The following is a 12,547-nucleotide window of genomic DNA, read 5'->3' on the forward strand; positions in this document are numbered from 1 at the left end:
CCACCATAACCGATATCATAAGCCCAGCCATCGCCGCCGACAATCCAGACGGTCTTCTTGCCGATGTGTTCTTTGTGAGCCAGGAGATAAGCCACTTCTTCGCCCGCTTTACCTGTAAGCTGTGCTTTTTCCAGTTCGGCAATCAGATCTGCGCTGATCTGTTTCGTCGTTTCGCCTTCATTATGGCAGCCATAGGAGTCGAGCCATTTCTGGATAGCCGCTTTGAGCGAACCTTCATCGATGAGGCCGGCCAGTGCTTCGAGATGGTTCTTTACATCTTCCCGCTGCTGATGGAGAGCCAGGTACATGCCGAAACCAAATTCGCCATTATCTTCAAACAGGGAGTTCGTCCAAACCGTCCCTTTGCCGTTCTTATCTTTTGTCCACGGGATGCACGGAAGTGCAGCAGCCCACGCCTGCATACAGCCAGCCGGCGTAGCAATGTAGAGGCGGTCGCCATACAGCTGGGTCAGCAGTTTGACATACGGTGTTTCGCCGCAGCCTGCGCAGGCGCCGGAGAATTCCAGATACGGCAGTTTGAACTGGCTGCCTTTGACACTGAATTCATCGAGGCCCGTATCTTTGATGCTGACCGTCTGGGCATAGTCCCAGTTTGCCGCTTCTTTGCGCTGGGAATCGAGCGGTGCAAAGGAGAGTGCCTGTACAGGACAGGTCTTAATGCAGGAACCGCAGCTGTAGCAATCGAGCGGAGATACCTGAACGCGGAATTCATATTTTTCAAGGCCTTTGCCGACGGCTTTCTTCGTCACGAAGCCTTCGGGAGCTGCTTTTACTTCACTTTCATCGAGGAGATACGGACGGATAGCGGCATGCGGGCAGACCATAGAGCACTGGTTGCACTGTACGCATTTCGTTACATCCCAAACCGGGACATTGGTTGCAATGCCACGTTTTTCATAAGCCGCGCTGCCTACGGGGTAATCGCCGTTTGCATAAGGCAGGAATTCGCTGACCGGCAGGTCGTCGCCTTTCTGCAGATTGGACGGAATACAGATTCTCTTGACAAAATCAGGCAGATCTTTTGTCATATCTTCGACGGCTTCGTCTTTCGCCGCAGCCCATGTTTCCGGAACCTTGATTTCAACAACACCGGATACGCCGCGTTCAACGGCTTCACAGTTCATATTGACAATCTTTTCACCCTTGGCCGAATAGGTATTGACGATGGCTTCTTTCATGTATTTGACGGCATCATCGATAGGAATGATATTGGCCAGTTTGAAGAAGGCAGCCTGCAGGACCGTATTAGTACGGTTGCCCAGACCTATTTCAGCGGCAATCTTCGTCGCATCGATAGTATAGAATTTAATATGTTTATTGGCAATCTGACGTTTTACGCTGGCTTTCAGGTGTGTTTCAAGGGCTGCCTGATCCCAGCTGCAGTTGAGGAGGAAGATGCCGCCGTCTTTAATTTCACCGACGATATCGTAATCTTTGATATACGCTTCTTTATGACATGCTACGAAATCAGCCGATTTGACATAGTAGGTCGAACGGATCGGGCGGTTGCCGAAACGCAGGTGGGATTTCGTAACGCCGCCGGATTTCTTCGTATCATATTCAAAATAAGCCTGAACGTACTGATCGGTATTATCACCGATAATCTTGATGGAGTTCTTATTAGCACCGACTGTACCATCGGAACCGAAGCCCCAGAACTTGCAGCTGATGATTCCGTCCGTTTTGACATCCATCGGTACGAGAGGAATAGACAGATTCGTTACGTCATCATTGATACCTACGGTGAAATGCTGTTTCGGGCTGTCGCTCATGAGATGGACAAATACGGATTTGATGTGGGAAGGCGGTACGTCCTTGGAGGACAGGCCATAACGGCCGGCAATAATCATCGCATTACGGTCCGAATTCTGGAATGCCGTACATACATCTTCATACAGCGGTTCGCCAATTGCACCCGGTTCCTTCGTGCGGTCCAGGACAGCAATGCGTTTAACCGTCTTCGGCATAGCTGCAAAGAAGTGTTTCAGCGAGAACGGACGATAGAGGTGTACCTGTACATAGCCGACTTTCTGGCCTTCTGCCATCATGGCATCAATGCATTCTTCAATAGCGCCCGTTACGGAACCCATGGCTACAATGACGTATTCTGCATCGGGAGCGCCGTAGTAGTTGAACAATTTATAGGTCCGGCCTGTAAATTCACTGATTTTGTCCATGTAATCCTGGACGATATCAGGCAGTTTGTCATAATAGGAGTTGACGGCTTCACGGTTCTGGAAGAAAATATCCGGGTTATTAACGCCGCCGCGCATGGTCGGATGATCCGGGTTCAGTGCTTCATGTTTGAATTTATAGAGGGCATCGCGGTCCAGCAGTTTATCTAATTCTTCATAGGGCATAACTTCGACTTTCTGGATTTCGTGAGATGTACGGAAACCATCGAAGAAGTGCATCATCGGCAGGCTGGCTTTAATAGCAGAAAGATGTGCTACGCCGGCAAGATCCATGACTTCCTGGACACTGCCGCTACAGAGCATGCCCCAACCGGTATTACGGCAGCCCATGACATCGGAATGATCCCCGAAAATAGAAAGGGCATGAGACCCTACAGAACGGGCAGCTACATGGAGTACAGCCGGTTTGCATGTTGCGGCAATACGGTGCATGACAGGAATCATGAGCATCAGGCCCTGGGAAGCCGTATAGGAAGTACCCAGAGAACCTGCTTCAACGAGGCCGTGCAGGGCGCCGACAGCACCGGCTTCAGCCTGCATTTCCATGACGCGCACCGGCTGGCCGAAGAGGTTCTTTTTACCATGAGCCGCCCATACATCCACGTGTTCCGGCATCGGGGAAGACGGAGTAATCGGGAAAATTGTTGCAACTTCTGTCAATGCATACGATACGTATGCGGCAGCTTCATTACCATCCATTGTTTTCATCAATTTTTCAGTCACTTTAAACATCTCCTTGAGAAATAAAATGAGAAAAATAATAGTAGACAATACAAGCGCTTACAATTACAGAGGTTATTTAAACGTTTAATCTCTCTACCTTTATTATAGCAAGCTGAATTTATTTTTCAATTCATTTGCATAAATAGCACTATTCAGTATAGTCTATTGCGTTTCGAGCATGAGTATTGCGTTTTGGGCATACTGAAAATAAGCAAAATTCATCCTAAAATGGTATGGTTTCCCATCTGGTACATGTAGAATAAATTCACTTTACAATTAAAAATATTATCCGGTTGGCCGTGTACGGAAAGAAACTTCTATAAAAATGATACCATAGATAGTATAATAAAGCTATCCATAGTTTATGTATACATAGTAAGAAAACGTGAATACCGTGTATACGGCTTTGTGCATTTATGAATTTTCTTATATACTATACGTAGCGTATGTATATGAGGTGAAAAAATGAAAAAGATTCCTATAGCAGTGGCCTTATGTCTTGCAGTTGGCCTGTTCATAGCCGGCTGCGGAAATCAGGAGCAGCCGGCACCGGCACAGAATCAGCAGCAACAGCAACAGATTCAGATAGATGCCGCCTCAGAAGCCCTTTTTGAAAAGGGCTTGTCTTTCTACCAGCAATTCCAGTATGATCAGGCCATTTCCCTGTATGACCAGGCACTTGCCAAAGACCAAAAAAATTATAAAGCACTTTCCGGCAAGGGAATCGCCCTGGCCATGCGCGGCAACGGGGTAAATCCAAAGGAGGTCCGTCAGGGAATTTCTCTCATCCGGCAGGCACTGGAACTAAAACCAGATTATGTCCCATCTTTCTATGACCTGGCACTGGCCCTGAAAATCGACAAGCAATACGATGAATCGATTACCTGGTTCCAGAAAGTCATCGACAGCGAACCGGATAACACGTGGAGCTATTATGGCATCGCCACCATTTACGGCGACCAGGGGAATGCCGAAAAGGCCGTTTTATACCTGAAAAAAGCCGCTGCCATCGATAAAGAAAATGTAAAAGAGGCAGCCCGCAGCCAGTCTCATTTTGACCGTATACGTAATACCCGCGCATTTCAGGGCTTTATGAACCAATAAGGAGGTTTTACAATGGAAAGAACCGATATGATGCATACCATGTATGATAAGAAAGGGCCGGCCGTTGCCCGGAACTTTGAAAAAAGAGGATTCGCCGCCTGGTACTGTCCAACTTGTGAGGAATCCCTGGCTAAAGCTATTTCTCTCATTCCCAAAGATGACATCGTCTCCTGGGGCGGTTCCCGCTCCATTGATGACATCGGGCTCCACGCTTATGTACAGGCCCATTACAAGGTCATTGACCGCGACACGGCAAAGACAGCGGAAGAACGGGTAGAACTCATGCGTAAAGCATTGTTATGTGATACCTTCCTCATGGGGACCAATGCTGCCGTCCAGGATGGTGAATTATTGAACATCGACGGCAACGGCAACCGCGTAGCGGCGCTCTCCTATGGTCCCCGTCAGGTGCTGGTCATCGTCGGCATGAATAAGGTCGTTCCAACAGTGGCTGCCGCTCTGGCCCGGGCCCGCTCGACCGCATCAGCCATCAACATCAACCGCTTTGCCGGCTCCAAAACACCGTGCTACCTGACAGGCATGTGCGCTGACTGCAAAGGCCAGGACACGGTATGCCGTCAGATACTGCGCACCCGCGCCTGCAATCCGGCCGGGCGCATCAAAGTCATTCTCGTCGGTGAAAACATTGGCTTTTAGCCTATGTCACAATATATATTTTAGGAGGAGTTAATATGGATCGTTCCGATATGATGCACACCATGTATGATAAGAAAGGGCCGGCCGTTGCCAAAAATTTTGAAAAACGCGGTTTTGCCGCCTGGTATTGTCCTACCAAAGAAGAAGCCCTGGCTAAAGCGGTATCACTGATTCCGGAAACAGACGTCGTTTCCTGGGGTGGTTCCACCTCTATTGTAGAAATGGGACTCTATGATTACGTCAAAGCCCACAACCCGGTTCTCGACCGCGATACGGCCAAGACACCGGAAGAACGGATGGAAATCATGCGTAAAGGTCTGACCTGCGATACGTTCATCATGAGTACGAATGCCGCCACCCAGGATGGTCAGTTATTTAATATCGACGGCAACGGCAACCGCACAGCAGCGCTCATCTTCGGGCCCAAACAGGTCATAGTCATCGCCGGCATGAATAAAGTAGAACCGACACTGGAAGCGGCCATCGCCCGGGCCCGTTCGACTGCCGCTCCAATTAATGCCCAGCGTTTCGGCATCCCGACGCCGTGCAACACCAACGGCATGTGCGCTGACTGTCTCAGCCCGCAGAGTATCTGCAATCAGATGGTCCGGACCCGCCGCAACAGCGGACCCCAGGGCCGTATCAAGGTCATCCTCGTCGGGGAAAACTTAGGATATTAATATCGCTGTTTTCCCTTCGCCAAAGGAATCAGAATGTATAGCAACAAAAACGGGAACAGAATGACGTAAAGCCATTCTGTTCCCGTTTTTTGTTGAACTAAGACTATTGTATCAATACGTTTCTTCTGCAATTTCACAGATGATATGGCCCATCATGATATGCATTTCCTGGGTGCGGGCCGTCACTTTGGAAGGAACGGCCAGACAAACATCACACAAGTCCGCCATTTTTCCACCACCACTGCCGGTAAAGCCGATGACGCTCATCTGCTTTTTACGGGCCGTTTCGATGGCGGCAATGACGTTCTTGCTATTCCCCGATGTAGAAATGCCAACCAGTACATCTCCGGCATTCCCCAGTCCTTCTACCTGTCTGCTGAATACCGTATCGTACCCGTAGTCATTAGCTACGGCTGTGAGGACCGATGTATCTACGGTCAGTGCCAGTGCAGGCAGGCTGGGCCGTTCTTTCTGGAAGCGGCCGACGATTTCTGCTGCCAGATGCTGGGAATCGGCAGCGCTGCCGCCATTTCCGCAGAATAAAATTTTGTGGCCACCAGCCAGCGCATCCCGGATCAGAGTGCCTGCTCTTTCTATATCAGGAGCCAGTGCTTTTGTCGCAGCCAGGACAGCTGCATGATCTGCCATACGTTGTTCAACGAGATTCATAATCTGCCTCCTTTATTTCTTTTCCGCATCCGTAATTACGAACCGGACGGCCCCTGTATCAGGATGGATGACTGCTCCATGGTAATGGATTCCCCTGGGCAGATAGGGATTGCGCTGCAGGTTGCGTACGGTAACCCGTACCGATTCTTCGCAGTCACAGATGGGATCGGCCCAGGCCATGAGCTGTGGTTCCACATCATCAATAATTGCCGGGTCAATCCCCGCCTCAAACATTTTTTTACAAAGTCCTTCTGCCGTCGTATGGAGCATGCCGCAATCTTCATGTCCGACGACGATAATGTCCGTCACATGAAGTTCATAGACAGCGACCATCAGACTGCCAACGACACTGTTAAAACTGCGGCCTGCCGTATTGCCAGCCACTTTAATGATCTTAGCTTCGCCCCGTTTCAAACCCATGGCAGGTTCCAGAAAATCCAGCAGGCGCGTATCCATACAGGTAAGGATGGCTACGCTGCGGGACGGATATTTGCTTACTTCTGTCAAGCCTCCGGCCTTATGTTCTTCTACAAAGGCTGCATTGGCTTTTTCAATCTGCTGTATCAGTTCGGACATATGGACCTCCTTATCCCTTGTTTACCTCTTCCATCATGTGTTTAGCCCGGATATATTCATCGATACCAGCCGCTGTCCGCTTGCCTTCACGCATAGCCAGCACGACCGTTTTCGGCTTGTGTACGACGTCACCGGCAGCAAATATACCGCGCCGGCTGGTCATACCGTAAGGGATATTGCGGGATTCGATGTAACCGTCTTCCGTAGCTTCAGCACCAAAAGCCTGAATAATGTCCATTTCCGGTCTATTGCCAATGGCAGCAATGATCTTATCGGCCGGCACAATTTCAAATTCTCCTGTCGGTACCATCGTCCCATCGTCCAAGATCTTCTGCTTTTCAATCCGGAGCCCTTCTACATGATCGGTACCGACGACGGCACGGGGCGCCGAATAGAACTGGAACTGGATTCCTTCCTCTTTTGCTTCCATATATTCGGAGGGCAGGCATTTCATATTCTTTTCGCCCCGGCGGTATACGATTTTTACCTTTGCTTTCAGGCGCAGTGCTGTACGGGCCGCATCAATAGCCACATTACCGGCACCGACGACGAGGACCGTATCTCCCGGTTTGACGGGCAGCCTGGATAATTGTTCTTCACCAAGCTGTACCTGTTCCACCTGGTACAGGAACTGGGCCGCATCAATCACACCCGATAAATGGTCATTTTCGACTCCCAGTTTCCATCCTTCCATTGTGCCGACGGCAATAAAAACAGCATCAAAGTCTTCGGCCAGTTTATCCAGAGAAATATCACGGCCCACCTTGGTTTCATACCGTATGGTAACGCCCAGCTGCTTCATCCGTTCTACTTCCCGGAGGACATATTCTTTATGAAGGCGGAATGTCGGTATGCCATAGGTAAGCGTTCCTCCCGGCTGGGTAGAACTTTCAAAAATCGTCACATCGTAATCCATCCGTGCCAGGTCCAGGGCTGCTGCCATGCCTGCCGGGCCACTGCCGACAATAGCAACGGTTCCATTGCATTTCTTGCTGGGCACGTCATCGAGAATGTGATTATCCAGAACCAGATCGGCCACAAACCGTTCCAGTTTTCCGATTTCTATATGCTTTCCTTTTTTCCCCAGTACGCAGGCCCCTTCACATTGCGTTTCCCTGGGGCAGATGCGTCCACACAGTGCGGGAAAATCACTGCGATGATAGATGTATTCGGCGGCCGCACCAAAATTCCCTTGTGCCAATTCATGAATGAACTGAGGTATTTCATTTTCTATAGGGCAGCTATTGCGGCACTGGGGCACACGGCAATTAAGACAGCGTTTCGCTTCGGCTACAGCCTCAGCCATGGTATAGTCACGGTCAGAAATAGGTTCTTCATGGAAAAAAGCAAGAGGGTTCTTTTCTATTTGGGACATGCAGACAGCCACCTTTCTGCTGAAGTTTGCAATAAATACAAAACAGATATAAAAATGGTGCGCCCAAGATGACTCGAACATCCGACACGCAGTTTAGGAAACTGCTGCTCTATCCAGCTGAGCTATGGGCGCACAGGCATGCACAGATTTTCCGTGCAAAAATATCATACCATGAAAAAGGAGGATTGTAAATTATTATCCTCAAATGGATGTATATTATCAAAACATTTGCATACATCCTGCGTATCCTGAATCACATCCGGTTGCTACAATACGGCTCCTGTTTTATAATATAATACACCTTGTAGAGAAAAGAGGCTCTATTATGATTGAATTAGCAGCTATTGCAACAGAACAGCGGAATCCCCGCAGTAAGAACATAGATCAGGTTTCTACGGAAGAAATGGTCCGCATCATCAATAGGGAAGACCATCGGGCGGCATCGGCCGTAGAAGCCATCATACCGGACATCGCAAGAGCCATTGACCTCATCAGCCATCATCTTCATGAAGGCGGCCGCTTGTTTTACGCCGGCTCTGGTACATCGGGACGGCTCGGGGTCCTCGATGCAGCAGAATGTCCACCCACCTATTCTACTGATCCGGACCTCGTCCAGGGACTGATTGCCGGAGGAGAATCTGCCATGTTCCGTGCCCGTGAAGGCGCAGAAGACGACGAAAATCTGGGAAAAAAAGACCTGCTCGACAAGGGCCTTACGAAAAAAGATGTCGTCGTCGGTCTCAGTGCTTCCGGCCGCACGCCTTACGTCATAGGTGCTCTCACCTGCGCCCGTCAATGTGGCGCTGCCGCCATTGCCGTTGATTGTTCTCCCCATTCTCCCATAGGCGCCTGTGCTGATATTGATTTATGTGCCGTTACCGGTCCGGAAGTCATTACCGGTTCCACCCGTATGAAAGCCGGCACTGCCCAGAAAATGATTCTGAATATGTTGTCTACGGGAACGATGATCCGCCTCGGTAAAGTTTACGGGAATCTGATGGTCGATGTCAAAGCGACGAATCATAAACTGGAAGAAAGGGCGCGGCGCATTGTCATGGAGGCCGCCGGCTGCAGCCGTGATGAAGCCATCCGGGCCCTCGCACAAAGTAAGGGACAGGCTAAACCAGCCATCGTCATGCTGCTCCTGCATATTTCTTATGAAGAAGCACAAGAAAAATTACAGACTGCCGACGGCTTTATTTCGAAGGTGCTTTCTGCTCAATCCGCTGCGAAAGGGACGATATAATGGATTATAAAGAACTGGCCCGGGAAATCTATGCTCTCACAGGACCTGCCTCCAATATCGTCCAGGCCTATCACTGTATGACCCGTCTGCGCCTGGTCGTAAAGGAAGAACATTTCACAAAAGAAGATATAGGCCGCCTGCGCGGCGTCATGGGCATCAATAAGTCCGGTGATGAATGGCAGATTATCCTGGGACCGGGCAAGGCCCAGGAAGTGACCCGGGAATTTCTGGAATTACTGAAAGAAGACAATCAATCTGCATCAGTTGGCGAGCTGGCCCGCAATGCCGCTGTCGGAGACGGGCAGGCACTGCATGAAGCCATCCGCAGAAAAAACGCCACTCCGGCCAGAGAAGCATTGAAAAAGATTGCCCAGATTTTTGTACCCATCATCCCCGCGTTCATCGCCTGCGGCCTGATTACGGGGCTGCTGAATATTGCCCTGAAACTCAATCCGGAATTATCCGCCCTGCCTGTAATACAGATATTTGCCATTGCCGGCAATGCCGCGTTTTACGGTCTCAATATCTTTGTCGGCGTCAATGCAGCCAAAGTCTTTGGCGGTTCGCCCATGCTGGGTGGTGTCATGGCCGCTATCATTACCCATCCGGGACTGGCCCATATCGTCTTTTCCGGCCAGCCTCTCGTTCCAGGGCGGGGCGGCATCATCGCCGTCATCCTCGTCGTCCTCTTTGCTTCCCTGCTGGAAAAGAAACTGCACCGCGTCATTCCCGATATGTTTGACCTCTTTCTGACGCCGCTCCTGGTCGTCCTCATCGCGACCTTTGTTGCCCTATTCATCTGCCAGCCCATCGGCGGATGGCTGTCGGAAGCCATTGGATATGCGGCAACTGAATCCATCGGCCGCGGCGGCGCCGTGACAGGCTTCATCCTCGGCGGCACGTTTCTTCCCATGGTCATGCTAGGCATCCATCAGGGCCTGACGCCTATCCATGCGGAACTACTGGCCCGCTATGGCGTTACCATCCTGCTCCCCATCCTGGCTATGGCCGGTGGCGGCCAGGTAGGCGCCGCAGCAGCCGTATATGTCAAAACAAAAAACAGGCAGCTGCGCAAAACCATTGCCTCTGCACTGCCTGTCGGACTCATGGGTATCGGTGAACCGCTGATTTACGGCGTTACGCTTCCTCTGGGAAAACCGTTTATCGGTGCCTGTATCGGCGGGGCCTGCGGTGGTGCCGTACAGGCTGCCTTTATGGTCGGCGCTGCAGCTATGGGCATATCCGGCCTTCCCCTGGCCGCCAGCACGGACAATATCCCCGTGTATCTTTCCGGGCTTTTCGTCTCCTATCTTGCCGGTTTTATTGCTACGTGGATCATCGGATTTGATGACCCTGCCGAGGAGGTTTGCTGACTATGAAAACAGGTATTTCTCTCTATCCCGGTTTAGGCCGCAGCTGTGCCGATGAACTGGCCCTTCTGGAAGAAGCGGCCGCTATGGGCATTACGCGGGTGTTTACATCCCTCCACATTCCCGAATCAGACACAGACGTCCTATTTATGGAGCTTCAGGAAATTTTATCTGTCGCTCGTCACCATCACTTCGATGTCATAGCTGATGTATCACCAAAGACGCAGGAATTACTGAATCTGCCATCTCTGACACCGGAACATCTGCTTTCCCTGGGCATTACGACGGTCCGCTTTGATTATGGATTCGATGTCCGCAAAATAGCTCTGTTCAGCCATATGATGAAGGTGCAGCTCAATGCCTCCACCCTCCGCCCGGCAGAACTGGCAGCCCTTCAGGAAGCCGGGGCTGATTTCAGCCATATAGACAGCCTGCACAACTTTTATCCCCGCCCTCATACGGGCCTGGGAGAAGACTATGTACAAAAACAGACACAGTGGCTGCAGAACCAGGGTATTTCCGTTGGTCTGTTCATCCCCAGTCAGACCGGCCGGCGGCTGCCCCTCCGGGAAGGACTGCCCACATTGGAAGACGATCGGAATCGCACAGTAGATCTGGCGGCCCGCCACGCCCAGGCTATGGGCGCAGATACCGTTTATATCGGTGACTCTGCCCCCTCACAGGAAGAACTGACCGCTCTTTCCCATGCGGGCCGGGAGGAAAAAGGCCGAATCGTTCTCAAGGCACGCCTTCTCAGTCATGACCCGTTCCTGCAGGACCTTCTCAGCCAGCCTATGACGGCCCGCCTGGACCCGGCTCAGGATGTCATCCGCGCCGCAGAAAGCCGCTCCCGGCTGCAGGGGCACATCATTTCGGGTGATGAAACGGCAGACCAGCCCGTATCGTACGGCGACATCACCGTAGACAATGAAGGATACGGCCGTTATATGGGCGAGGTACAGATCAGCCTGAAGTCCTACCCAGGCGGCCCTAATTGCAACCGGGCAGCTTATATCCTGCCGGAAGAACAATTTCTCATACCCTATATCACGCCGGGGCGGGCTTTCCGCCTGGAATTCGTCCGCTGAGTCTATTCGTCGAAGCGCAGGCGAGTACCAGCTCCCAGTTCTTTTACGGGCAATTCCCGTGCAAGGAGTGTCTTATTTTCCAGGCTGACGCAATGGCAGGGATATACCAGCTCCGGCTGGCAGTCTTCTATGAAATCCAGTGTTTTCCGCATGACGTCCGGATTGTCCCGCAAAAGATGGAATCCGCCAATAACAGCATACACCGTATCGGTATGGCATACTTTTTTCGCATAGGCAATGGTATTGCAGACGCCGGCATGGGCGCAGGGCGTTACAATGACCAGGCCCTTATTGGAACAATAGACCATGGCCGAGTCATCATACAAATAATCGTCTTCCCATACGCCGTTGCGCAGCGTATGACCTAAAGGCTTTTTCGCTTCAAAATCATTGGTCCGTTCAATTTCACTGAGGAATACGAGCCGGTCTGTCAGCCAGACCGGTTCTTTTGTTGTATGGACCGGCAGGATGGCATGGAGCGAAGCTTCGTCCAGGATGGAACCGATATTTTTGCCCCCTGCTTCCTTGGGCAGAAAAGTATCAGGATGGGCGTACACAGGCGCTGCTATGCGGGGGCGTTTTTCATACGTCGCTTCAATATGTGCCTGTACCAGCGGCAGGAGGCCCCACGTATGGTCATAGTGACCATGGGATAAAACGACAGCATCGGCCTGGAGGCAGTCAATACCGCGGCGCCAGGCATTTTTCATGAACATGTCTGAGCGTCCGGCATCGAGGAGGACTTTCTTATCCCGGTCTTCAAACCAGGCAGAAAAGCCGGATTCTGCGCCGTAGCAGCCCCCGCTGATGGTGTAATTATCAATAAGAATGGTTAATTTCATA

General features: G+C 51.0%; 11 protein-coding genes and 1 tRNA gene. 6 read left to right on the top strand and 6 right to left on the bottom strand.

All coding sequences use genetic code 11. The features are described 5' to 3' along the window. Window positions 1-2,939: pyruvate:ferredoxin (flavodoxin) oxidoreductase (gene nifJ / locus B4H10_RS09920; RefSeq protein WP_292018755.1), on the bottom strand; the 2,939-nt coding region annotated here is incomplete at its 3' end. A gap of 465 nt (window positions 2,940-3,404) precedes the next feature. Between nifJ and B4H10_RS09925 the strand changes: the two genes are divergently transcribed. From B4H10_RS09925 to B4H10_RS09935, 3 genes are read left to right on the top strand one after another with little or no spacing between them, the layout of a single operon-like run. After that, the gene (locus B4H10_RS09925; RefSeq protein WP_170087000.1) at window positions 3,405-4,043 is read left to right on the top strand and encodes a tetratricopeptide repeat protein; all 639 of its coding nucleotides are present in this window, start codon (window positions 3,405-3,407) and stop codon (window positions 4,041-4,043) included. Window positions 4,044-4,055: 12 nt separating this feature from the next. Continuing rightward, complete coding sequence (locus B4H10_RS09930; protein WP_292018756.1) at window positions 4,056-4,700, top strand: lactate utilization protein; 645 nt, start codon at window positions 4,056-4,058, stop codon at window positions 4,698-4,700. A gap of 35 nt (window positions 4,701-4,735) precedes the next feature. Continuing rightward, window positions 4,736-5,380, top strand: coding sequence for a lactate utilization protein (locus B4H10_RS09935; protein ID WP_059077061.1), 645 nt, complete (start codon window positions 4,736-4,738; stop codon window positions 5,378-5,380). A 111-nt stretch (window positions 5,381-5,491) separates the two neighbouring features. Here the strand turns inward: B4H10_RS09935 and gmhA are convergent, their stop codons facing one another. The 4 genes from gmhA to B4H10_RS09955 all read right to left on the bottom strand — a co-directional run bounded on the left by gmhA (window position 5,492) and on the right by B4H10_RS09955 (window position 8,132). Beyond that, entirely contained in the window at window positions 5,492-6,049 is a 558-nt protein-coding gene (gene gmhA / locus B4H10_RS09940; protein ID WP_292018757.1) for a D-sedoheptulose 7-phosphate isomerase, read from the bottom strand. A gap of 12 nt (window positions 6,050-6,061) precedes the next feature. Next, the gene (locus B4H10_RS09945; RefSeq protein ID WP_075581852.1) at window positions 6,062-6,625 is read right to left on the bottom strand and encodes a beta-class carbonic anhydrase; all 564 of its coding nucleotides are present in this window, start codon (window positions 6,623-6,625) and stop codon (window positions 6,062-6,064) included. Between the two features lie 10 nt (window positions 6,626-6,635). Further along, entirely contained in the window at window positions 6,636-8,000 is a 1,365-nt protein-coding gene (locus B4H10_RS09950) for an NAD(P)-dependent oxidoreductase (RefSeq protein WP_292018758.1), read from the bottom strand. A gap of 55 nt (window positions 8,001-8,055) precedes the next feature. Then, a tRNA-Arg gene (locus B4H10_RS09955) sits at window positions 8,056-8,132 on the bottom strand. Between the two features lie 193 nt (window positions 8,133-8,325). Between B4H10_RS09955 and murQ the strand changes: the two genes are divergently transcribed. The 3 genes from murQ to B4H10_RS09970 are packed head-to-tail and all read left to right on the top strand — an operon-like array spanning window position 8,326 to window position 11,704. Beyond that, window positions 8,326-9,246 carry an N-acetylmuramic acid 6-phosphate etherase gene (gene murQ, locus B4H10_RS09960; protein ID WP_075581850.1) on the top strand — a complete coding sequence of 307 codons (921 nt, stop codon included), beginning with the start codon at window positions 8,326-8,328 and terminating at the stop codon, window positions 9,244-9,246. Beyond that, on the top strand, window positions 9,246-10,619 hold the full coding sequence (locus B4H10_RS09965) for a PTS transporter subunit EIIC (RefSeq protein WP_292016891.1): 1,374 nt from the start codon (window positions 9,246-9,248) through the stop codon (window positions 10,617-10,619). The genes murQ and B4H10_RS09965 overlap by 1 nt, the downstream gene beginning before the upstream one ends. 2 nt (window positions 10,620-10,621) lie before the next feature. Further along, window positions 10,622-11,704: a MupG family TIM beta-alpha barrel fold protein gene (locus B4H10_RS09970; protein WP_292018759.1), complete on the top strand. Its 1,083-nt coding sequence runs from the start codon at window positions 10,622-10,624 to the stop codon at window positions 11,702-11,704. A 2-nt stretch (window positions 11,705-11,706) separates the two neighbouring features. Here B4H10_RS09970 and B4H10_RS09975 read toward each other — a convergent pair whose 3' ends face one another. Beyond that, a complete protein-coding gene (locus B4H10_RS09975) occupies window positions 11,707-12,546 on the bottom strand; it encodes an MBL fold metallo-hydrolase (protein WP_292018760.1) in 840 nt (279 codons plus the stop codon). Window position 12,547 lies beyond the last annotated feature (1 nt).

Source organism: Megasphaera sp. UBA4382 (assembly GCF_002391155.1).
Classification (GTDB): domain Bacteria; phylum Bacillota; class Negativicutes; order Veillonellales; family Megasphaeraceae; genus Megasphaera; species Megasphaera hexanoica.